Source organism: Streptomyces sp. 147326, from assembly GCF_045000215.1.
Classification (GTDB): Bacteria; Actinomycetota; Actinomycetes; order Streptomycetales; family Streptomycetaceae; genus Streptomyces.
The window spans coordinates 2,504,639-2,523,288 of the sequence record NZ_CP134201.1; the positions used below are offsets into that span (position 1 = coordinate 2,504,639).

General features: G+C 72.5%; 20 protein-coding genes. 7 read left to right on the forward strand and 13 right to left on the reverse strand.

Annotated elements, in window-relative coordinates:
• Positions 1–63: 63 nt before the first annotated feature.
• The 3 genes from RIU97_RS10865 to RIU97_RS10875 are packed head-to-tail and all read right to left on the reverse strand — an operon-like array spanning position 64 to position 1,980.
• A complete protein-coding gene (locus tag RIU97_RS10865) occupies positions 64–849 on the reverse strand; it encodes a DUF3710 domain-containing protein (protein WP_361770640.1) in 786 nt (261 codons plus the stop codon).
• 1 nt (position 850) lies between these two features.
• Positions 851–1,396 carry a dUTP diphosphatase gene (gene dut / locus RIU97_RS10870; RefSeq protein ID WP_030709520.1) on the reverse strand — a complete coding sequence of 182 codons (546 nt, stop codon included), beginning with the start codon at positions 1,394–1,396 and terminating at the stop codon, positions 851–853.
• A complete protein-coding gene (locus RIU97_RS10875) occupies positions 1,396–1,980 on the reverse strand; it encodes a PaaI family thioesterase (protein ID WP_327416855.1) in 585 nt (194 codons plus the stop codon). Before RIU97_RS10875 ends, dut begins: the two co-directional genes overlap by 1 nt.
• Before the next feature lie 58 nt (positions 1,981–2,038).
• On the opposite strand from RIU97_RS10875, the gene RIU97_RS10880 reads away from it, so the two are divergent.
• Entirely contained in the window at positions 2,039–2,512 is a 474-nt protein-coding gene (locus RIU97_RS10880) for a DUF3093 domain-containing protein (RefSeq protein WP_404955652.1), read from the forward strand.
• Positions 2,513–2,539: 27 nt separating this feature from the next.
• Here RIU97_RS10880 and RIU97_RS10885 read toward each other — a convergent pair whose 3' ends face one another.
• The 4 genes from RIU97_RS10885 to RIU97_RS10900 form a co-directional block, all read right to left on the reverse strand.
• The gene (locus tag RIU97_RS10885; protein WP_404955654.1) at positions 2,540–3,472 is read right to left on the reverse strand and encodes a hypothetical protein; all 933 of its coding nucleotides are present in this window, start codon (positions 3,470–3,472) and stop codon (positions 2,540–2,542) included.
• 12 nt (positions 3,473–3,484) lie between these two features.
• A complete protein-coding gene (locus RIU97_RS10890) occupies positions 3,485–3,781 on the reverse strand; it encodes a DUF4193 domain-containing protein (RefSeq protein ID WP_030036261.1) in 297 nt (98 codons plus the stop codon).
• A gap of 382 nt (positions 3,782–4,163) precedes the next feature.
• Positions 4,164–5,405, reverse strand: coding sequence for a sensor histidine kinase (locus RIU97_RS10895; protein ID WP_404955657.1), 1,242 nt, complete (start codon positions 5,403–5,405; stop codon positions 4,164–4,166).
• 5 nt (positions 5,406–5,410) lie between these two features.
• Positions 5,411–6,064, reverse strand: coding sequence for a response regulator transcription factor (locus RIU97_RS10900; protein WP_030008767.1), 654 nt, complete (start codon positions 6,062–6,064; stop codon positions 5,411–5,413).
• A 245-nt stretch (positions 6,065–6,309) separates the two neighbouring features.
• Between RIU97_RS10900 and RIU97_RS10905 the strand changes: the two genes are divergently transcribed.
• The gene (locus RIU97_RS10905) at positions 6,310–6,489 is read left to right on the forward strand and encodes a hypothetical protein (RefSeq protein WP_319728675.1); all 180 of its coding nucleotides are present in this window, start codon (positions 6,310–6,312) and stop codon (positions 6,487–6,489) included.
• Positions 6,490–6,654: 165 nt separating this feature from the next.
• On the opposite strand, the gene RIU97_RS10910 is transcribed toward RIU97_RS10905, so the two are convergent.
• Together RIU97_RS10910 and RIU97_RS10915 are read right to left on the reverse strand one after the other, a co-directional pair.
• Positions 6,655–7,458 carry an inositol monophosphatase family protein gene (locus RIU97_RS10910; RefSeq protein WP_404955660.1) on the reverse strand — a complete coding sequence of 268 codons (804 nt, stop codon included), beginning with the start codon at positions 7,456–7,458 and terminating at the stop codon, positions 6,655–6,657.
• 11 nt (positions 7,459–7,469) lie between these two features.
• A complete protein-coding gene (locus RIU97_RS10915; protein ID WP_404955663.1) occupies positions 7,470–8,624 on the reverse strand; it encodes a ferrochelatase in 1,155 nt (384 codons plus the stop codon).
• Between the two features lie 172 nt (positions 8,625–8,796).
• Here RIU97_RS10915 and RIU97_RS10920 point away from each other — a divergent pair, with 172 nt between their 5' ends.
• Together RIU97_RS10920 and RIU97_RS10925 are read left to right on the forward strand one after the other, a co-directional pair.
• Complete coding sequence (locus RIU97_RS10920; RefSeq protein ID WP_404955665.1) at positions 8,797–10,062, forward strand: MFS transporter; 1,266 nt, start codon at positions 8,797–8,799, stop codon at positions 10,060–10,062.
• Positions 10,004–11,341, forward strand: coding sequence for a D-arabinono-1,4-lactone oxidase (locus tag RIU97_RS10925; protein WP_404955667.1), 1,338 nt, complete (start codon positions 10,004–10,006; stop codon positions 11,339–11,341). Before RIU97_RS10920 ends, RIU97_RS10925 begins: the two co-directional genes overlap by 59 nt.
• Before the next feature lie 23 nt (positions 11,342–11,364).
• Here the strand turns inward: RIU97_RS10925 and RIU97_RS10930 are convergent, their stop codons facing one another.
• Positions 11,365–12,171, reverse strand: coding sequence for a hypothetical protein (locus RIU97_RS10930; RefSeq protein ID WP_404955670.1), 807 nt, complete (start codon positions 12,169–12,171; stop codon positions 11,365–11,367).
• Positions 12,172–12,659: 488 nt separating this feature from the next.
• On the opposite strand from RIU97_RS10930, the gene sepH reads away from it, so the two are divergent.
• On the forward strand, positions 12,660–13,718 hold the full coding sequence (sepH, locus tag RIU97_RS10935) for a septation protein SepH (protein WP_404955672.1): 1,059 nt from the start codon (positions 12,660–12,662) through the stop codon (positions 13,716–13,718).
• Positions 13,719–13,911: 193 nt separating this feature from the next.
• Here sepH and RIU97_RS10940 read toward each other — a convergent pair whose 3' ends face one another.
• Positions 13,912–14,757 carry a sulfurtransferase gene (locus RIU97_RS10940; protein WP_404955674.1) on the reverse strand — a complete coding sequence of 282 codons (846 nt, stop codon included), beginning with the start codon at positions 14,755–14,757 and terminating at the stop codon, positions 13,912–13,914.
• A 176-nt stretch (positions 14,758–14,933) separates the two neighbouring features.
• On the opposite strand from RIU97_RS10940, the gene RIU97_RS10945 reads away from it, so the two are divergent.
• Positions 14,934–15,719, forward strand: coding sequence for a VOC family protein (locus RIU97_RS10945; RefSeq protein WP_404955676.1), 786 nt, complete (start codon positions 14,934–14,936; stop codon positions 15,717–15,719).
• Between the two features lie 188 nt (positions 15,720–15,907).
• Positions 15,908–17,107: a serine hydrolase domain-containing protein gene (locus tag RIU97_RS10950; protein WP_404955678.1), complete on the forward strand. Its 1,200-nt coding sequence runs from the start codon at positions 15,908–15,910 to the stop codon at positions 17,105–17,107.
• Positions 17,108–17,153: 46 nt separating this feature from the next.
• Here the strand turns inward: RIU97_RS10950 and RIU97_RS10955 are convergent, their stop codons facing one another.
• A complete protein-coding gene (locus tag RIU97_RS10955; RefSeq protein WP_404955680.1) occupies positions 17,154–17,603 on the reverse strand; it encodes a hypothetical protein in 450 nt (149 codons plus the stop codon).
• Between the two features lie 88 nt (positions 17,604–17,691).
• Positions 17,692–18,624: a LysR family transcriptional regulator gene (locus RIU97_RS10960; RefSeq protein ID WP_404955683.1), complete on the reverse strand. Its 933-nt coding sequence runs from the start codon at positions 18,622–18,624 to the stop codon at positions 17,692–17,694.
• Positions 18,625–18,650: the final 26 nt, after the last annotated feature.

Here is an 18,650-nt window from a genome sequence, read left to right on the forward strand (position 1 = left end):
AGGAGTGGGGCCCACCGGCCGAAAACATGCGACGGCCCCCTGTGCGCACGGGGCCGTCCGAGGTCAGCGGACCTCGGTGATCTCCGGGCCGCGCTCCAGCTGGCCCATGCCGCCGCCGAAGCGGGAGCCTTCCTGCTCCTCCGTCTGCACGCCGTCCGGCACCATCTGGGCGTCGTTCGGCAGCTTCAGGACGATCGGGTCGCGGGGGGCCATGGGGCCGTCGCCGCGGACGACGACGGTGTCCCGGAAGATCTGCTCCAGCACGCCCGCGGACTCGGGGCGCACCGCGCCCTGGCCGGAGATGACGCCGCGCAGGAACCAGCGCGGGCCGTCGACGCCGACGAAGCGGACCAGCTGCGCGCCGGTCTGCCCGTCCGGGAGCGGTACGGGCACCTGTGCGCGCAGCTCCCAGCCCAGCGAACCCTGGGCCTCGTCGATGATGCCGCCCTGCTGGGTGATGCCCGCGGCGATCTCCTCGCGGACCTCGCCCCAGATGCCTTCCTTCTTGGGCGCGGCGAAGGCCTGCAGCTGCACGGCGCTGTCGCCCAGGACCACGGTCGCGGCCACGATCGCGTCACCCGCGACCTCGACGCGCAGTTCCATGCCCTCGACACCGGGTACGAGGATGCCGCCCAGGTCGACCCGGCCGTCGGCCGGGTTCCCGAGTACCTCGGAGACGTCCCAGGGGCCGTCGGGCCGCGGGGCGGGAGGCAGGTTCACCCGGCGCGGCGTGGCAGCGCCGTCCTGCTCGCCCGCGTCGTCCGGCTCACCGGAGCCGACGCCGTCTACGACCTGCTCGGCCGCGCCGCCGTCCTGGGCGGAGTCGTTCTTCTTGCGACGTCCGAACACGTCACTGTCCTTCCCGGTCGGTTACGACCGAAGCGTAGCCATTCCCACCCTGCTGACCAGCCCCGGATCCGGCCACGGCCGCATGACCGCCGGTGGAGCCGAAACCCCCCTCGGCCCGGGCCGAGCCGGGAAGTTCCGCCACCTCGTGGAAGCGCACCTTCTCGACCCGCTGGACAACCAGCTGGGCAATGCGGTCGAAACGCTCGAACCGCACGCTCTCGCGAGGGTCGAGATTGACCACGATCACCTTGATCTCCCCACGGTACCCGGCATCCACCGTCCCCGGGGCATTCACGAGGGCGAGCCCGCAGCGTGCGGCCAGGCCGGACCTGGGGTGCACGAACGCCGCGTACCCGTCGGGCAGGGCGATGGACACTCCGGTGGGCAGCACGGTCCGCTCGCCGGGAGCCAGCTCCGCGGCCTGGGTCGTCACCAGGTCGCAGCCGGCGTCGCCGGGGTGACCGTACGCGGGAATGGGGACTTCCGGATCGACGCGGCGGATCAGCACGTCGACCTCATGGCGGGGTCCGTTGTGGTTCAGGGACATCAGGGGTTCACCTCGAAGGCGCGTGCGCGCCTGACCTGGTCCGGGTCGGCCATCGCCGCCCGGATCTCCTCGGGCCGTCCGTTGTCGATGAAGTGGTCGACCTTCACCTCGATGAAGAGGGCGTCGGCGCGCACGGCGACCGGGCCCTGCGGACCGCCTATCCGGCCGACGGCGGTGCAGTAGATCTTGCGCCCGGCGACGGCGGTGACCTCGGCCTCCAGGTACAGCACGGTGTCCACGGGCACGGGCCGTACGAAGTCGGTCTCCAGCCGCCCCGTCACCGCGATGACGCGCAGCAGCCAGTTCAGGGAGCCCAGGGTCTCGTCGAGCGCGGTGGCGAGCACCCCGCCGTGGGCGAGGCCGGGAGCGCCCTGGTGTGCGGGCTTGACGGTGAACTCGGCGGTGATGCGCACGCCCTCGCCCGCGCGGGCCTCCAGGTGGAGTCCGTGCGGCTGGCCCCCGCCGCAGCCGAAACAGTGCTCGTAGTGCGCACCGAGGAGCTCGCCGGGTGCCGGGGCATCGGGGTGCCGGACCGGTGCGGTGGCATCGGCCGGAGGCGTCAACGCTGTGTTTCGTCCACTCACAGCCGCAGACCTTACCCGCGCGGCTACCCACCGGTCGCCTCGTGGCAGGCTTGAGCTCATGCAGCTCTCCCCCGCGCACCACGACGAACGACTGACCGCCCCCCGCTTCTGGTGGGGCATCGCCGTGATGACCGGCCTCGCGTGCGCGCTGATGCTGCTGCCGCTGGGCACGATGCCGCTGCTGGCCGGCCTGGTCGGGGGCACCGCGCTGACCGGGCTGCTGGTGAGCTCGTACGGTTCCGCGCGCGTGCGCGTGGTGAACGGGGCGCTGGCGGCCGGGGACGCCCGGATCCCGGTGGCCGCGCTGGGCGAGCCCGAGGTCCTGGACGCGGAGGAGTCGCGCGCCTGGCGCACGTACAAGGCGGACACCCGCGCCTTCATGCTGATGCGCAGCTACGTGCCTACCGCGGTGCGCGTCGAGGTCACCGACCCGGCCGACCCCACCCCGTACGTCTACGTCTCCACCCGTGAGCCCGCGGCCCTGGTCGCCGCGATCCGGGCGGCGAAGGCGCAGGCCGTGCCGGCCGAATAGCGGCTGCGCTCACGGCGGCGTCCGGCCTCAGCCGGGCGGGAAGGGATCCCGGCCCTCGAGTGCCGCCCTGGTGGCCTCGGGAAGCGGCTGTGCGGGCTGCTCCAGGGGCGGCAGGGCGGGAAGGGCATCCCACGCCACGGCCCGGCGCCGCAGGTCGCCACGGACCTTCTCGGCGACTTTGCGCGTGTCGCGGCGGTTCATGACCGCGCCGACGGCGGCGCCCACCATGAACGGCATGAGGTTCGGCAGGCTGCGGAACATCCGCTTCATGATCTGCTGGCGCAGTTCGCGCTTCATCTGCCCGCCGAGCGCCGCGTTCAGCGTCGTCGGCTTGGTCAGGTCGACTCCGCGCTCCTCCGTCCAGGCGGTCAGGTAGGCGTAGCTGCGCTGCCCGAGGGTGCCGGGCGCGCGGAGCCCGTACACCTCGTGGAGCTCTGCGATGAGCTTCAGCTCGATCGCCGCGACCCCGGTGATCTCCGCCGCCAGCTCCGCGGGCATCGCGGGCGGGACGGGCAGCATGGCCGCCGCGCCGATCCCCGCTCCCACGGTGGAGGTGGCGTTGGCGGCTCCCGAGATCAGCTTGTCGGCAAGCTGATCGGGGCCGAGGCCCGGGAACTGCGCGCGCAGGGTCGCGAGGTCCCGAACCGGAACGCGCGGTGCGTTCTCGATGACTCTTTCGGTGATGTACAGGACGGCGTCCCTGACACTTTCGCCGCCCTTGCGTACACCCTTCTTGACGGCTTGCAGCCGACGGGCCCCGGACCTGTGCCGGGCCCCCTCACCGGGCTCTGTGTCCGACGGCACCGCCGGGGCGGTGTCGGAGGGCACGGCGATCACTTCACTGGCGGAGTCGCCGGGGGCTCCGGAACCCGTTTCCGGGTCCAGGGGTGCCACCTGCGCCTCCGCCGGATCACCCGACTTTCGGAAGCGCCGCTTCCGAAAGGGTGTCGAGCCAGCCACGGCCGACGCCTCTCAGTCGCAGTCGCGACAGATCGGCTGGCCGTTCTTCTCACGCGCCAGCTGGCTGCGGTGGTGCACCAGGAAGCAGCTCATGCAGGTGAACTCATCGGCCTGCTTGGGCAGGACCCGGACGGCCAGCTCCTCATTGGAGAGGTCCGCACCGGGAAGCTCCAGGCTCTCGGCCGAGTCGAATTCGTCCATGTCCACGGACGAGGACGACTTCTCGTTACGTCGGGCCTTCAGCTCTTCAATGCTGTCGTTGTCGACGTCGTCGTCGGTCTTGCGCGGGGTGTCGTAGTCCGTTGCCATTGTTCGCTCTCCCCCTCTGGGTGTTAGCGGTGTCTCAGCGCACGTAACGCACGAGAGGCCGGACTTGTGCCCGACCTGAGGCGGAGATTTTGCCTCACATCAAGGTCTGTTACTCAATCGACACCCAGCCGCCCACCTGAAGGGGCGATTGGCTGGGATGACGACCGGGACCGTACACGGTCCGGGGGCCGTCTTGCACAAACGCCACCCCGTGTATTTCCCGCCATACAGGGGGCCGGAAACCCGGACTTCCCGGGCTTTCCGGCCGCCCCGGGGTCACTGAACGCACATGCGCCGACACTCGCCACTGTGATCGATCACACAGCGGCAATTATTTTCAGAGGGCAAGCATTCAGCCAACAGCGAACACGGGGTGCACTGCTCACAAAGGAAGAGTGACACGCATCACGAGGCCACCGCCTTCCCGGGGCATCGCCTGGATCCTTCCGCCGTGTGCGCGCGCCACGGAGCGCGCGATCGACAGACCGAGTCCGACACCCTTGTCACTGCCCGTTCGCTCCGTACGCAGCCGTCTGAACGGCTCGAAGAGGTTGTCCACCTCGTACGCGGGAACAACGGGACCCGTGTTCGATACCAGGAGGACCGCCTGACCGTGCTGGGCCTCGGTGGTGACCTCCACCCAGCCGTCCTCCGGCACGTTGTACCGGACGGCGTTCTGCACCAGGTTGAGGGCGATCCGCTCCAGCAGCACGCCGTTGCCCTGGACCACGGCCGGCGCGCGCTCGCCGCGGATCTCCACGCCCTTGCCCTCGGCCTCGCCCCGCACCTGGTCGACGGCGCGCGAGGCGACCTCCGCCAGGTCCACGGGCTTGCGCTCGACGATCTGGTTCTCGCTGCGGGCCAGCAGCAGCAGGCCCTCGACCAGCTGCTCGCTGCGCTCGTTGGTGGCGAGCAGGGTCTTCCCGAGCTGCTGGAGCTCGACCGGAGCCCCCGGATCGGAGAGGTGGACCTCCAGCAGGGTCCGGTTGATCGCGAGGGGAGTCCGCAGCTCGTGCGAGGCGTTCGCCACGAACCGCTGCTGGGCCGTGAAGGCCCGCTCCAGCCGGTCGAGCATCTCGTCGAAGGTGTCGGCGAGCTCCTTGAGCTCGTCGTCCGGCCCGTCCAGCTCGATCCGCCGGGTCAGGTCGGAGCCGACCACCCGGCGGGCGGTCCGGGTGATCTTGCCGAGCGGCGAGAGCACCCGGCCGGCCATCGCGTAGCCGAAGGCGAAGGCGATGATGCTCAGCCCCAGCAGGGCCATCAGCGAGCGGCTCAGCAGGTCGTCCAGGGCGTGCCTGCGCTGTTCGAGCAGACACTGGCCCGTCGCGACGTTGAACTGGTCGGGCGTCAGTTCGCCCACCAGGCCCGGGCAGGAACTGCTGGTGACCCTCACCTGGCCGCCGACGATGGTGAACGGGAGGGCGTTGCCCTGCCGCAGGGCCTGCGCCGCCAGCAGGTAGATGATCGACAGCAGCAGGATGCCCGCGATCAGGAACATCCCGCCGTAGAGCAGCGTGAGGCGTATCCGGATGGTCGGCCGCAGCCACGGGAAGGGACCCTCGGGCTGGCCGGGGTCCCAGGTCGGTTTCGGTGGCGCCGCCGGTGGCGCCGGGGTGGTTGCCACGCGGGTCAGATCCGGTATCCGGAACCGGGCACGGTGACGATGACCGGCGGCTCACCGAGCTTGCGCCGCAGGGTCATGACGGTCACCCGTACGACGTTGGTGAACGGGTCGGTGTTCTCGTCCCAGGCCTTCTCCAGCAGCTGCTCGGCGGAGACGACGGTCCCCTCGCTGCGCATGAGGACCTCCAGCACCGCGAACTCCTTCGGGGCCAGCTGCACCTCCTTGCCCTCGCGGAACACCTCGCGCCGGTTCGGGTCCAGCTTGATCCCGGCCCGCTCCAGTACGGGCGGCAGGGCGACGGTGGTGCGCCGGCCGAGCGCCCGCACGCGGGCGGTCAGCTCGGTGAAGGCGAAGGGCTTGGGCAGGTAGTCGTCCGCGCCGAGCTCCAGGCCCTCCACCCGGTCGCTGACGTCACCGGATGCGGTCAGCATGAGCACGCGGGTGGGCATGCCGAGCTCGACGATCTTCCGGCACACGTCGTCGCCGTGCACGAGCGGGAGGTCCCGGTCGAGCACCACCACGTCGTAGTCGTTCACGCCGACCCGCTCCAGGGCGGCGGCGCCGTCGTACACGACGTCCACGGCCATGGCCTCCCGGCGCAGGCCGGTGGCCACCGCATCGGCGAGCAGCTGCTCGTCCTCGACGACGAGTACGCGCACGTCGTTTCCTTCCTCCGAGCCCAGAAGGGCACACGTGTATTGCGTCGCCCATCCTGCACGTTTCGGCCGTAAACCGGCTGTAAGGCGGCTCGTGGAGGGGCTCTCGGGGCGGAAGTGAGGATTCCCTCGCCTCGAGAGGTTTCTGGGCCCAGGGTGTCGGGGAGGACGACAGCACACCCCATCCACTCCCTGACGGCGGACTTCCACGTGCCGCCGCCGACCCACGAAGAGGGGGCGAACCCATCATGGACGCATTCACCGCGGGTCTCCTGCAGCGCATCAGGTCCACGCAGTCGGACCTCATGCACGCCCGCGAGACGGGCGACGACTTCCTCGCGGAAGTGGAACAGGCGGAGCTGGAAGACCTCCAGCGGCTCGCCGCCGAGCACGGTGTCCCCGTCTCGGCCACCGTGCCCGCCTGCTGACCCCGGCCTGCCGACCCGACCCGACCCGACCCCAGCCGACCTGCTGATCCCGCACGTCACGAACCCGGCTGGTCCCGCACGTCACGAACCCCGGCCGCCCCCACGGGCAGCCGGGGTTCGCGTGCTTCCGGCGACCGCAGGGGCGCGGGACGGTGCGGGAGGGCGTCAGTCGTGCCAGGCCCCGGACTCGTCCAGCAGTGGCTGCAGGGAGGCGAACACGGCGGGTGTGGCGGCCAGGGCCAGCTCCCCCGAGGCCCGCTCCCCCGGCCGGCCGCCCGTCACGGCCCCCGCCTCCCGCGCGATCAGTTCGCCGGCGGCCAGGTCCCAGGGGTTGAGCCCCCGCTCGTAGTACCCGTCCAGCCGCCCGGCGGCCACGTCGCACAGGTCCAGCGCCGCCGACCCGCCCCGCCGGATGTCCCGTACCAGCGGGATGATCCGGGCCGCGATCCCGGCCTGGTGGGCCCGCCGGGTCTGGACGTACGCGAAGCCCGTCGCGAGCAGCGCCTGGTCCAGCGGCGCCGCCGGCCGGCACGCGAGGCGCGCCGTGCCCAGCCAGGCCCCGCCGCCGAGCACGGCGTGGTACGTCTCCCCGCGCATCGGCGCCGCCACGACGCCCACCACCGTCTCGCCCCCGTACTCGGCGGCGATGGACACGCCCCAGCTCGGGAGCCCGTAGAGGTAGTTCACGGTGCCGTCCAGCGGGTCGACGACCCAGCGCACCCCGCTCGTTCCCGGGGTGTCCGCGCCCTCCTCGCCCAGCAGCCCGTCCTCGGGCCGCCGTTCGGCGAGGATGCCGGTGATCAGCTTCTCCGCGGCGATGTCCATCTCGGTCACCACGTCGATCGGGCTGCTCTTCGTCGCCGCCACCGCGAGATCGGCCGGCCGGCCGTCGCGCAGCAGAGCCCCGGCCTGCCGGGCGGCCTCCAGGCCCACGTCCAGCAGTTCGGCCTTCAGCTCTTCGGAGATCACGGTCCCTCTTCCTAGGCGTACGGACTGTCCACGCCCGCGGCCGCCGGCCGGGGGCCCCGCGCCGGGCAGCAGCCCACCGCACACAGGTCATGACTCTGCCCCAGCGTGCCCACCCAGCACTCCGCGGCACGCTCCCCGCGCTCCCGGGCGGCACGCTCCAGCACCAGTTCCCGCACGGCCCCGGCGAACCGAGGATCGGCGCCGACCGTCGCGGAGCGCGCCACGGGCAGGCCCAGTTCGGCCGCCTTGGCGGTGGCCTCGGTGTCCAGGTCGTACAGGACCTCCATGTGGTCGGAGACGAAGCCGATGGGCACCATGACCACGGCGGGCGCGCCCTCGGCGTGCAGGGCCTCCAGGTGGTCGCAGATGTCCGGCTCCAGCCACGGGATGTGCGGGGCGCCGCTGCGGGACTGGTAGACGAGCTGCCAGGAGTGGGCGACGCCGGTCCGCGCGGCCACCTCGTCCGCGATCACCCGGGCGACGTCGAGGTGCTGCTTGACGTACGCCCCGCCCTCGCCGTCCTCGGTGTGGTCCTCGACCGGGCCGGAGGTGTCCGCCGCCGCGGTCGGGATGGAGTGGGTGGTGAAGGCGAGGTGCGCGCCGGCGCGCACCTCTTCGGGCAGCGCCGCGAGCGAGGCCACCACCCCGTCGATCATGGGCTCCACGAAGCCGGGGTGGTTGAAGTAGTGCCGCAGCTTGTCGACCCGCGGCAGCTCCACGCCCTCCTCGGCCAGGGTGGCCAGCGCGTCGGCGAGGTTCTCGCGGTACTGCCGGCAGCCCGAGTACGAGGCGTACGCGCTGGTCGCGAGCACCGCGATCCGGCGGCGCCCGTCGGCGGCCATCTCCCGCATCACGTCGGTCAGGTACGGGGCCCAGTTCCGGTTGCCCCAGTAGACCGGCAGGTCCAGCCCGTGCCCGGCGAAGTCCTTGCGCAGCGCGTCCAGCAGCTCGCGGTTCTGCCCGTTGATCGGGCTGACCCCGCCGAAGCCGAAGTAGTGCTGTCCGACCTCCTTGAGCCGCTCGCGCGGGATGCCGCGCCCGCGCGTGACGTTCTCCAGGAACGGCACGACGTCGTCGGGCCCTTCGGGACCGCCGAAGGAGAGCAGCAGGAGGGCGTCGTACGGGGCGGCGGACCCGCCGGCGGGCGGGAGGAGCTGGTCTGACATGCGTCGAATCCTGCCACCCGGCGTCCTCCGGCGAGAAGCGGCCCGGCCACGACCCGCCCCGCGGCATGGGTAAGGTGAACCTAAGTTTCCTGAATCCGGAACCTTCCCCGTGCGGGTGCCCTGTAAGCGGTCGTAACCTGTATGGGCCCACGACGTCCCTTACGGAGGGCCCTTGCCCAGTCCCTATCGAGCCATATTCGCGGCCCCCGGCACCAAGGGGTTCAGCGCCGCCGGCCTCATAGGCCGGCTGCCGATCTCCATGGTCGGCGTGGGCATCCTCACGATGATCTCCGAGATCACCGGTCGCTACGCCATGGCCAGCGCGCTCACCGGCACGCTGGCGCTCGCCGCCGCGGTCATCGGACCCCAGGTCTCCCGGCTCGTGGACCAGTACGGCCAGCGCCGCGTCCTGCGCCCCGCGACCCTCATCTCCGTGGCGGCGGTCACCGGACTGCTGCTGGCGGCCGCGAACGGCCTGCCGGACTGGACGCTCTTCGTCTGCGCCGCGATCGCCGGCAGTGTGCCCAGCGTCGGCTCGATGATCCGTGCCCGCTGGACCGTCATCTACCGGAACTCCCCGCGCGAACTGCACACCGCGTACTCCTTCGAGTCCGTGGTGGACGAGGTCTGCTTCATCTTCGGCCCCATCCTCGCCATCGGCCTGTCCACCACCTGGTTCCCGGAGGCCGGGCCGCTGATCGCCGCCGTCTGCCTGATGGTCGGCGTGTGGCTGCTCACCGCCCAGGCCTCCACCGAACCCGCACCGCACCCGCGCGACAAGACCGTGGAACGCACCTCGGCCCTGCGCTCGCCGGGCCTGCAGGTGCTGACGGCCACGTTCGTGGCGACCGGCGCGATCTTCGGCTCCATCGACGTGGCCACCCTGGCCTTCGCGGAGGAGCAGGGCAGCAAGTCCTCGGCGAGTTTCATCCTGGCCGTCTGGGCACTCGGATCCTGTCTGGCCGGCATCGTCTTCGGCCTTCTGCATCTCAAGGGCCGGACAGAACGCCGTTGGGTACTGGGCGTATGTGCGATGGCCGTGAGTATGATCCCCCTCCTACTGGCCGGGAACCTTCCGATTCTGGCCGTGGCGCTCTTCGTCTCGGGCCTCGCCATCGCTCCCACGATGATCACCACGATGGCCCTGATCGAGGCGCACGTACCACACGCGAAGCTGACCGAGGGCATGACCTGGATCAGCACCGGCCTCGCGGTCGGCATCGCGCTCGGGTCCTCCGTGACCGGCTGGGTCGTGGACGCGGCCGGCGCGCGGACCGGGTACGTCGTCTCCATCTCGGCGGGGGTGGCCGCGGCGGCGGTGGCGTTCGCGGGATACCGCCGGCTGACGAGGCCGGCGCAAGGGGAGGAGCCCTCTAGCGATGGCGACGGCGACAGCGGGGACAGCAGGGAACAGCAGGCCGACCACCACGTGGCATAACTGGGCGGGGAACGTCACCGCCACGCCCGTCCGCGTGGTGACGCCGGCCTCGGTCGGCGAGCTCCAGGAGACGGTCCGCCGGGCCGCCGAAGAGGGGCTGCGGGTGAAGGCGGTCGGCACCGGCCACTCCTTCACCGCGGCCGCCGCGACCGACGGGGTGCTCGTACGCCCCCAGGCCCTGGCCGGGATCCGGGCCGTCGACCGGGCCGCCGGCACCGTCACGGTGGAGGCCGGCACGGTCCTCAGGGATCTGAACCGGGCCCTGGCCCGGGAGGGCCTGTCGCTGACCAACATGGGCGACATCATGGAGCAGACGGTCTCCGGCGCGACCAGCACGGGCACCCACGGCACCGGCCGCGACTCGGCCTCCATCGCCGCCCAGATCCGCGGTCTGGAACTGGTCACCGCCGACGGCCGCCTGCTGACGTGCTCCGAGAAGGAGAATCCCGAGGTCTTCGCGGCCGCCCGGATCGGCATCGGCGCGCTCGGCATCGTCACCGCGATCACCTTCGCCGTGGAGCCGCTCTTCTTCCTGACCGCCCGTGAGGAGCCCATGGGCTTCGACCGGGTGACGGCGGAGTTCGAGGAGCACTTCGCGGAGAACGAGCACTTCGAGTTCTACTGGTTCCCGCACACCGGCAACTGCAACACCAAGCGGAACAACCGCAGCCAGGGCCCCGCCGCCCCGCCCGGACCGGTGAGCGCCTGGGTCGAGGACGAGCTGCTCTCCAACGGCCTCTTCCAGGTGGTGAACTCGGTGGGCCGCGCGGTACCCGCCACCATCCCCTCCATCGCCCGCGTGGCCAGCCGCGCCCTGTCGGCGCGTACGTACACGGACATCCCGTACAAGGTGTTCACCAGCCCGCGCCGGGTGCGGTTCGTGGAGATGGAGTACGCCCTCCCCCGCGAGCGGGTGGTCGAGGCGCTGCGGGAGCTGCGCGCGATGGTCGACCGCTCGCGGCTGCGGATCAGCTTCCCGGTGGAGGTGCGGACGGCTCCGGCGGACGACATCGCGCTGTCGACGGCCTCGGGGCGCGAGACGGCGTACATCGCGGTGCACATGTACAAGGGCACCCCGTACCAGGCCTACTTCACCGCGGCCGAGCGCATCTTCACCGCGCACGGCGGCCGGCCGCACTGGGGCAAGGTGCACACGCGGGACGCGGAGTACCTCGCGCAGGTCTATCCGCGGTTCGGTGAGTTCACCGCGCTGCGGGACCAGCTCGACCCGGACCGGGTCTTCGGCAACGACTACCTGCGGCGGGTCCTGGGCGCCTGAGGTCCGGCCCACGTCACGCGGGGTCAGGGAGCGCTCTGGCGCGCCGCCGGTGTCGACGCGTCAGGGCTCGGCGGCGGGGTCGGCGGAGCGGGTGCCGGCGTCGGCGTCTGCTTCGACGGGGAGGGGCCGGGCGTCGGTTCCCCGGAACCGGAGGGGCTCGGGTCGGGGCTCGGACCCCGGCTCGTGCCCGGGCTCGGGCTCCCGGGCGGCTGCGGGGAGCTCGGGGAGGTCCCCGATCCGGGGGTCCTCCCGCCCTTCCCGCCGCCCGCCGGCTCGTCCCGGGGCGTCGACGGCCGGTCCTGGCCCGCCGTGCGGGTACCGCCGGAGAAGAGCGTGCCGCCGTCGCTGCTGACGGAGGTGCCGGCCATCGCCTCGTAGGTGCCGAGGCCGCCGATGGCGAGGGCGAAGGCCGCCCCGGAGGCCACCGCGGTGCGCTTCCAGCCCCGCACCCGGGTGCCGTGCACGGTGGCCGCGCCGAACTCCTCGCCGAACTCGGCGGCGGGCGCGGCCGCGTGCGGCGCCGTCATGGCGCCGGCCGCCTTCCGCTCCTCGCGGGGCGGCGGCACCTGACGGGCCCCGGTCCGTGCGCTCTCGCGCAGCTGGTCGCCGGTACGCCGGAAGAAGTGCTGGATCACTGGGCCGCCGGCGGTGGCGACGACGCTGACCACACCGGCCCCGAGGATGGTCCCGTAGACGCCCATCTTCGAGGCGAGCAGGGCCGCCGCCACGGTGGCGAGGGAGGAGCCGGCGACCTGGGCCGCGCTCAGGTCGAGCTTCTTCTTCTCCGGTGCGTTCCCGGCGTCCTGCGTCGTCTTCTGACCCGTCGGCATCCCGTGTGTGTCCCGCCTCTCACGCTTCTCCTCTTCCAGGAGTTACTGACAGCTGAGCGAAGCAGATAGTTCCGTTTCTGGTGATTCTGTGAAGCAAGACACCCGAAATAGGACGTCGGGTGCAGGTGGGACCCGACGGAGGGCACACCAACTCCCGCCGTCCGGGAGAAGTTCGGCGGCGCGGCGGTCCACCCAGGTGGCCCGAATGGAGTACTGTGGCGAGCCCTGGGGCCGTCCTTCCTTTCGGATGTCCGGACTCGGGAGAGGGGGCCGACTGATGGAAAACGGCACTCAAGACCGGTGATGCCGCGGTATTGCACGGGCTCCTGCTGCGCACAGTAACCGTTCGGTCACTGTGCGTGCCCAACAGGTAACCGTGCCATAACGGCGATCAAGGGCGCATGCCCGACACGCCGGTTTAACTCGGCAAGGTTGTGGCAGGCTGCACCCGGGCAGGCCACACTCGACTAGCGGAAGCAGCGACGCACGTGACGTCGGCAGGCACCACCCGGGAGGTCCCCATGCCCGAACTGCGTGTCGTGGCCGTCTCAAATGACGGCACACGACTGGTGCTCAAGGCTGGGGACAGCACGGAGTACACGCTTCCGATCGACGAGCGGCTGCGGGCTGCCGTCCGCAACGACCGCGCGCGCCTGAACCAGATCGAGATCGAGGTGGAGAGCCACCTCCGCCCCCGCGACATCCAGGCCCGCATACGGGCCGGTGCCTCCGCGGAGGAGGTCGCTCAACTCGCCGGCATCCCCGTCGACCGCGTACGCCGCTTCGAGGGCCCCGTGCTCGCCGAGCGCGCGTTCATGGCCGAGCGGGCCCGCAAGACCCCTGTGCGCCGTCCCGGCGAGAACACCGGGCCGCAGCTCGGCGAGGCCGTGCAGGAGCGGCTGACCCTGCGCGGGGCCGAGAAGGAATCCGTGCAGTGGGACTCCTGGCGCCGCGACGACGGCACCTGGGAGGTCCTCCTCGTCTACCTGGTCGCGGGCGAGCCGCACTCGGCGAGCTGGACCTACGACCCGCCGCGCCGGCTGGTCGTGGCCGTGGACGACGAGGCCCGTTCGCTGATCGGCGAGTCGGAGGACCTGCCGGCGACGCCGGAGCCGAGCTTCCCCTTCGTGCCGAGGATCGCGCGGCTGCCGCGCGACCGGCCGCTGGACCGTGCCCTGGACCGGCAGCTGGAGCGGCCGGACAGCAGGCCGGCGCCCGCGCCGGACCCGGAGGAGGAGCGGGACACCCTGACGAGCCTGCTGGAGGCGGTCCCGAGCTTCCGCGGCGACATGGTGGTCCCCGACCGCACCGAGACCCCGGCGACGGAACCGGAGGCGGAGGAGCCGCCGGCACCGGCCGCCTCGGCGGGCGCGGGCTCCGCGTACGCCGACGTGCTGATGCCGCGCACGGTGGCGGGCCACCGCGACCGCCTGACGGGCACCACCGACCGCCAGGCCGAGGCCGACGGGGTCCGCCCCGGGCGGCGCGCCGCGGTGCCGAGCTGGGACGAGATCGTCTTCGGCACCCGCCGCAAGAAGCAGGAGTAGCACCGGCGCCGACGCCTCAAGCGGCGCTCTGAACGGTACGGCGGGATCGGCGAGCGGGCCGGTTGCGCCGGTGCCGGGCACGCGCCGGGGCGTCTCCTCGGACGCCGAACGCGGCGAGGGGCCGGAGGGCCGGGCGGCATGGCGTTCGGCGCCCTGCGGGGCGCGCCCCGACACGCACCCGGCCCCGTCACGACTACTGGGGGTCCGGGCCCGTGGCCACCGGCCGGGCCGGGTCCGAGGACCACTCCGACCAGCTGCCCGCGTAGAGGTCGGACGCGATGCCCGCCACCTCCAGGGCGAGGACCTCATGCGCTCCGGAGACCCCCGAGCCGCAGTACACGCCCACCGGGCCGCCCCCGGACGCGCCGAGCCCCTCGAACCGGGCGCGCAGTGCGTGCGCGGGCAGGAAACACCCGTCCGGCCCGACGTTCTCCGTGGTCGGTGCCGACAGTGCGCCCGGAATGTGGCCGCCGACCGGGTCGATCGGCTCGACCTCGCCGCGGTACCGCTCCCCCGCCCGGGCGTCGAGGAGTACCCCTTCGCGCGCCCGTACGGCCGCCGCGTCCGCGTCCAGCAGCCCGACCGCACCCGGAGTTGGCTTGAAATCGCCCTCCTCGGGAGTCACCCGGTCGGCCGTCACCCCGCCCCCTGCCGCCGTCCACGCGGCCAGTCCGCCGTCCAGCACCCGCACGTTCGGGTGACCCGTCCAGCGCAGCAGCCACCACGCCCGGGCGGCCGCCCAGCCCTGGCCGCCGTCGTACACGACGACGGGCGCGTCCGCCGAGACGCCGGCCCGGCGCATCACCGCTCCGAAGGCCTCCGGGTCCGGCAGCGGGTGCCGGCCGCCCGCCCCCGGCGGACCTGCCAGTTCGCGGTCGAGGTCGACGTACACCGCGCCGGCCAGGTGTCCTTCCTCGTAGGCGGGCCGCTGGTCGGGGCCGCCGAGCTGCCAGCGGACGTCCAGCAGCACCGGCGGCCGGGAACCCGCCAGCTCGTTCCTCAGTTCGGCGGCGGAGAGGATCGCATGTTTCGCAGTCATGCCGGTCATCTTCCTCCCCACCCGGAACCGGCGTAACAAGCCCGTCATCGGCGGGGCGCACCGATCCGGTCAACTCGGCGCCAGGACCCCACGATGCGGCGCGGTCGGGGCGCGAGGGGTCCTCCGGAGTGGAAGCATCAGCACCGGTAAGCGGTACGACGGAGGAGACGGCTGACATGACCGAGGCAGCGGAAGCGACGCGGCGCACGCCCGGTACCCCGTGCTGGGTGAGCCTCATGGTGCACGGACTCGGGACCACCGAGGACTTCTACGCCGATCTGTTCGGCTGGGAGTACGTACCGGGACCCGAACAGCTCGGCCCGTACGTGCGCGCCGTGCTGGACGGCCAGGAGGTGGCCGGGATCGGCGAGATGCCGCCGGACCGACATCTTCCGGTGGCCTGGACGACGTACCTCGCCACGGACGACGCCGACGCGACCGCCGAATCGGTGCGTTCGTGCGGCGGCACGGTCGCGGTGGGCCCACTGGACGCGGGCATCGCGGGGCGGGTGGCGATCTGCTCCGACCCGCTCGGCGCGATCTTCGGGCTGTGGCAGGCGCAGAGCCGCATGGGCACCCGGCTGCCCGGCGGGCCGGGCACGCCCGTCTGGAACGAGCTGGTCACCCAGGACACCTCGACGGTCGGCAAGTTCTACGAGCACGTCTTCGGCCACGAGGCACTGGCGCACGGCACGGCCTCCGAGGACTTCGACTACCTGACCCTCAACCTGGAGGGCCGGCCCGTGGCCGCGGTGCACGGCGTGGGCCGCTCGCTGCCGCACGACCGCGGCCCGCACTGGATGGCGTACTTCGAGGTGGCGGACACCGACGCGGCCACGGCCCGGGTCGCCGAACTGGGCGGACGCGTCGTCGAACCGCCCCGCGAGGGCCTGCGCGGCCGCCAGGCCACGGTCGCGGACCCGGAGGGCGCGGTCTTCACCCTCGTCCGCTCACGGCCCTAGCGGGACCGGGGTACTGGTCGGGGGTGCGGGGGCGTACCCGGGTCCTCCTGCCCAGGGGCGACGCCGCGGACCGGGCCCGCTTCCTAGTGTCGGGGCATGCGGAGGGACACACGGTGCAGCGCACCTGCGGTGCGCGATGCCGTGCGTTCCTCCGCCCCTCGATCTCTCCGACACAAGGAGCACCTCCCATGGCAGACCTTCGTCCTCGCCGAGCCCGGTCCGTGCGTGCCTCGTCGTCGTCCGGGCGGCGGCGGGCGGTCGTCGCGGCGGTGGCCGTGGCGGCCGCCGCCCTGACCGTGGCCGCCACCCTGCCCTCGGCCGCTGCGGAGCCCCACGGCCCGCGGGACGCCGTACGCAAGGGGCTGGAGCGGCTGGTGGCCGACGACGGGTTTCCCGCGGCGCTGGCCGCCACCGTCGACCGCGCCGGCCGGGTCCGCAACTACACCGCGGGCGTGGCGGACTTGAAGACCCGGGCGAAGGTCCCGGTCGACGGCCAGGTCCGGGCGGGCAGCAACACCAAGACCTTCACCGCCACGGTCGTGCTGCAACTGGTCGGTGAGGGCAGGGTGGTGCTCGACGCCCCCGTGGAGCAGTACCTGCCGAACCTGCTGCGGGGCAAGGGCATCGACGGCCGCTCCATCACGGTGCGCCAGCTGCTCCAGCACACCAGCGGACTGCCCAACTACACCGACCACATACTGGAGTCCGTGCTCGGCGAGGAACGCCACACCTACCGCCAGCCGCGCGAGCTGCTCGACATCGGGCTGGCCCACGAGGCGCAGTTCGCCCCCGGGACCGGCTGGGCGTACAGCAACACCAACTACGTCGTCGCCGGTCTGCTCATCGAGAAGGTCACCGGCCGTCCGCTGGCCGAGCAGATCACCGAGCGGGTCATCGACCGTGCCGGACTGCGCCACACCTACTTCCCCGGCGTGGGCGAGCAGGGCATCCGCGAGGCCCACCCCCGGGGCTACCACGCGGCGGCGCCCGGTGCGCCCCTGGAGGACATCACGGAGATCGACCCCTCCTGGGGCTGGTCCGCCGGACAGCTGATCTCCACTCCGGGCGACCTGAACCGCTTCTTCTCCGCGCTGACCGGCGGCCGGCTCCTGGCTCCCGCACAGCTCGCGGAGATGCGGACCACCGTCAAGGTCGAGAGCCCGGGCTGGCGGCCCGGCACCCGGTACGGGCTCGGCGTCTCCAGCACCCCGCTGAGCTGCGGCGGCCTGATGTGGGGCCACGGCGGCGACACCCCCGGCTACCACTCGGTCCCCGGCGTCACCGATGACGGCCGCGCCGCCACCGTCGTCGTCACCGCCAACATGGCGCCCCCCGAGGCCCTCGCCCACGCGGACGCCCTCCTCGACACCGCCCTGTGCCAGAAGTGACCTGCGGGCCCACCAGGCCGCGCGGCCGAACGGCTGTGGCCCCGGGTCACACGGGACGGTCCTCGAAGTGGTGCACGACGATCCAGTAGGCGTCGTCCTCCTCGGTGAGGGCGCACAGCCGCCGGCCGTCCGGGGACATTGCGATGACCGCGGAGCCGGCCCCGGCCACGAGGGCGGCGGAGAGCGCGGTGCCCGCGGTGCGGCGCACCCGGACCCAGTCGCGATCGGCCCCCCGGACCAGGAAGCAGCCCTCGTCATCGATGACGGCAGCGGTCCGCGCGTGCTCCAGCCACAGCCGGTCGGCCTCCTGCGGCGCCCCCGGATCCGTGCGCGCCACGGTGGCCCGCGGGACCACCTCGACGTTGACGACGGCCTTGAAGGCCCGCGCGTACGAGGGCAGCCCCTCGGCCACGCCGCGGGCCACGACCTCCAGCCCGGCCTTCGCCAGGCGCGGAGCCGGCGCGCTGCCGCTCTGCTCGTCCGTCATCTCAGCCACCGCTCACGCTCTCGGAGAGCCGAAGCCTGAACGCCGTGGTGCTGTGGGCGGCTCACGAGACCGTTGCCGATGGTTGAGGCGGTGCTGCTTACCGCTGTGTCCATGCGGGTGTCCAAGTCGCGCTGTCGGGGCGGCCCGGCTGCGTGGAGCCGAGGTAGTTGCGGAGCGTGGTGAGTGCGGGGTGTGGGTTGTCGCGGCGCCAGATCAGTGAGTGCGGGTAGACGGGCGTCGGGTCGGTCACCGGGATGCGGCGCAGGCCGTGACCGGCGGGCCAGGCCAGGCGGGTCTGCTCGCCCATGAAGGTGGCCAGGGCAGGAGTGTCGGCGATGGTGTCGAGGAGCGCGTCGGAGCCGAAGTTGGGGCCGGTGGCCTCGATGGTGAGGCCGAACTCGGCGACGAGGTCGTCGTAGTAGGCGGCCCACTCGGTGCCGGGGACGATGCCGGGCATCCAGATCCGGTGCCCGGCGAGCTGAGCGAGGGGTACCGACCGGGCGCCCGCCAGTGCGTGGGCGGGGCCGGTGAGCAACTGGAGCGGTTCGTCGAGCACCCGGACGGACTCGATGTCCTCGGGAAGGGGCCGGCCGGGCACGGCGACGGCGCGGAAGGATGCGTCGATCGCACCGGACCGGATGGCGGCGACGGCCGTCTCGATGTCGAACAGCATCACCACGTCGAGCTCGATCTCGGGGTGCGCGCGGTGGAAGCCGCGCATCAGGCCCGACGTCGCGCCGCGCGAGTTGATCACGTCGACGCGCAGCGGACGGCTGCCGGTGCGTACGGACGCGACCGCGCGCTCGGCGACGCGCAGCAGCTCGCGCGCGTGGGGCAGGAACGCCTGCCCGTCGATGGTGAGCTCGGCGCCACGCGCGGTGCGAGTGAACAGCCGCGCGCCGAGGTTGCGCTCGAGCGCGGCGATGCGTTTGGAGACCGCCTGCTGGGTGACCGCCAGCTCGGCGGCGGCTTCCTGGAACTGCCCCGCGTCGGCGGCGGCGACGAAGGTCCGGACGGTGTCGAGGTCCATGCCGATCCACCTTAGTGCACAACGTT

What these genes read in the sequence shown, in the direction of transcription:
- RIU97_RS10915 (WP_404955663.1), bottom strand. Translation starts at nt 8,624, where the DNA reads ATGTCAGACCAGCTCCTCCCGCCCGCCGGCGGGTCCGCCGCCCCGTAC.
- RIU97_RS10950 (WP_404955678.1), top strand. Translation starts at nt 15,908, where the DNA reads ATGGCAGACCTTCGTCCTCGCCGAGCCCGGTCCGTGCGTGCCTCGTCG.
- RIU97_RS10890 (WP_030036261.1), bottom strand. Translation starts at nt 3,781, where the DNA reads ATGGCAACGGACTACGACACCCCGCGCAAGACCGACGACGACGTCGAC.
- RIU97_RS10880 (WP_404955652.1), top strand. Translation starts at nt 2,039, where the DNA reads ATGCAGCTCTCCCCCGCGCACCACGACGAACGACTGACCGCCCCCCGC.
- RIU97_RS10945 (WP_404955676.1), top strand. Translation starts at nt 14,934, where the DNA reads ATGACCGAGGCAGCGGAAGCGACGCGGCGCACGCCCGGTACCCCGTGC.
- RIU97_RS10960 (WP_404955683.1), bottom strand. Translation starts at nt 18,624, where the DNA reads ATGGACCTCGACACCGTCCGGACCTTCGTCGCCGCCGCCGACGCGGGG.
- RIU97_RS10905 (WP_319728675.1), top strand. Translation starts at nt 6,310, where the DNA reads ATGGACGCATTCACCGCGGGTCTCCTGCAGCGCATCAGGTCCACGCAG.
- RIU97_RS10930 (WP_404955670.1), bottom strand. Translation starts at nt 12,171, where the DNA reads ATGCCGACGGGTCAGAAGACGACGCAGGACGCCGGGAACGCACCGGAG.
- dut (WP_030709520.1), bottom strand. Translation starts at nt 1,396, where the DNA reads ATGTCCCTGAACCACAACGGACCCCGCCATGAGGTCGACGTGCTGATC.
- RIU97_RS10925 (WP_404955667.1), top strand. Translation starts at nt 10,004, where the DNA reads ATGGCGACGGCGACAGCGGGGACAGCAGGGAACAGCAGGCCGACCACC.
- RIU97_RS10940 (WP_404955674.1), bottom strand. Translation starts at nt 14,757, where the DNA reads ATGACTGCGAAACATGCGATCCTCTCCGCCGCCGAACTGAGGAACGAG.